General features: G+C 68.5%; 3 protein-coding genes. All 3 read left to right on the top strand.

Features of this window, described 5'->3' with window-relative positions:
- The coding region (locus U1700_RS14510; RefSeq protein ID WP_332753402.1) for a nucleoside transporter C-terminal domain-containing protein at positions 1-408 on the top strand (408 nt) is incomplete at its 5' end.
- 386 nt (positions 409-794) lie between these two features.
- The gene (locus tag U1700_RS14505; RefSeq protein ID WP_294275630.1) at positions 795-941 is read left to right on the top strand and encodes a hypothetical protein; all 147 of its coding nucleotides are present in this window, start codon (positions 795-797) and stop codon (positions 939-941) included.
- A 15-nt stretch (positions 942-956) separates the two neighbouring features.
- Positions 957-1,444: carbohydrate porin (locus tag U1700_RS14500; protein ID WP_332753401.1), on the top strand; the 488-nt coding region annotated here is incomplete at its 3' end.

The raw sequence follows: 1,444 nt of genomic DNA, 5'->3' as shown, positions 1-1,444 counted from the left end.
AACGGCCTGCTCGGCGGGCTGGGCAATCTGATCGGCATTCCGGGCCTGAGCTTCCAGGCGCTGCTGGGTTATGTGTTCCAGCCGATCATGGCGCTGCTCAACGTGCCGTGGAAGGAAGCGGGTATCGCGGGCGGCCTGTTCGGCGAGAAGATCGTGCTCAACGAGTTCGTCGCCTATATCGACCTGGGCAAGCAGGCCGCGCAGCTGTCGCCGCGCACCGTCGCGGTCGTCACCTTCGCACTGTGCGGCTTTGCCAATTTCTCGTCGATCGCGATCCAGATGGCCGTCACCGGCAGCCTCGCCCCCAACCAGCGCCCGACCATCGCCCGCCTGGGCATCCGTGCGCTGATCGCGGGGAGCCTCGCCAATCTGATGTCCGCGGCGCTGGCAGGCCTGCTGATCGCCTGACGCTGTTTATCCTCCCCGGCACGGGCAGGTGGCAGGCCGCAGGCCTGACGGAGGGGGACTTCCACACCGGACTCCCTTTGCGGCCCGCCCCCTCCACCAGCCTCCGGCTGGTCCCCCTCCCCGTGCCGGGGAGGAGTTTGGGGTTGATCCCCAAGCCACGCGCGCTATGGGCGCCCTGTCGACCGCAGACGTGGCCGACTCACACATAGGATCACAATGCCCCGATCTAGTCCCTTGTCCGGCGACGAGGACAGTAGACGCTTCGGCGTCTGTGTTCTTGCCGACCGTCTGACGGGCCTGACGGGGTCGACGATGTCGGCCCGCTAGAGCCGTTCCTCGCCGACCTTCCGCCGGGCTCGACCACACGAACCCGAAGGAGGTCTGCCATGACCCGTACCCTGTTCCGCGCGCATGTCCGCGCGCATTCCCTCGCCACCGTGATGGCGAGCGTTCCCCTCGAGCGCGCGCGGCTGCTGCGCCTGGTCGCGTCCACCCGTCCGCAGGCGATGCGCCGCCCCCGCGCCAGCGCCTGATCCGGGAATAGCATCATGATCCGTATCGTTTCGCGGGCCGCGCTGTGCGGCCTGCTCCTCGTCGCGCGCGCCGCGTCCGCGCAGGATACCCAGCCGGAGGATTTCGCGATCCACGGCCAGGCGACGGTCGTCGCGCAAGGGGTCGGCGGCTTTGCCTCGCCCTATACCGGCGCCAACAGCCTGACCCCGCGTCAGGTGCAGGAAACCGCCGACATCACCGCCTTTATCGGCGCCCGCGCCTGGACCGGTGGCGAACTGTGGGTGAATCCGGAGATCGACCAGGGCTTCGGCCTGTCCAACACACTGGGCGTTGCGGGATTTCCCAGCGCCGAGGCCTATAAGGTCGGCGAGGCCGAACCCTATTTCCGACTGCAACGCGCCTTTTTCCGCCAGACCTTCGGCCTCGGCGGCACGCGCGAGGCGGTGGCGGGTGTCGCCAACCAGCTGGGCGGTTCGCGCTCGGTCGACCGGATCGTCCTGACCATCGGCAAGTTCGGCGTCGG

The organism is Sphingomonas sp. RB1R13, assembly GCF_036663775.1.
In the GTDB taxonomy this organism is placed as follows: domain Bacteria; phylum Pseudomonadota; class Alphaproteobacteria; order Sphingomonadales; family Sphingomonadaceae; genus Sphingomicrobium.
The sequence above is the reverse complement of the archived record's forward strand: the minus strand, read 5'-3'. Positions and strand labels throughout refer to the sequence as shown.

Excerpts from the sequence above, each read along its gene's own strand:
- U1700_RS14505 (WP_294275630.1), top strand. The coding sequence starts at position 795 with ATGACCCGTACCCTGTTCCGCGCGCATGTCCGCGCGCATTCCCTCGCC.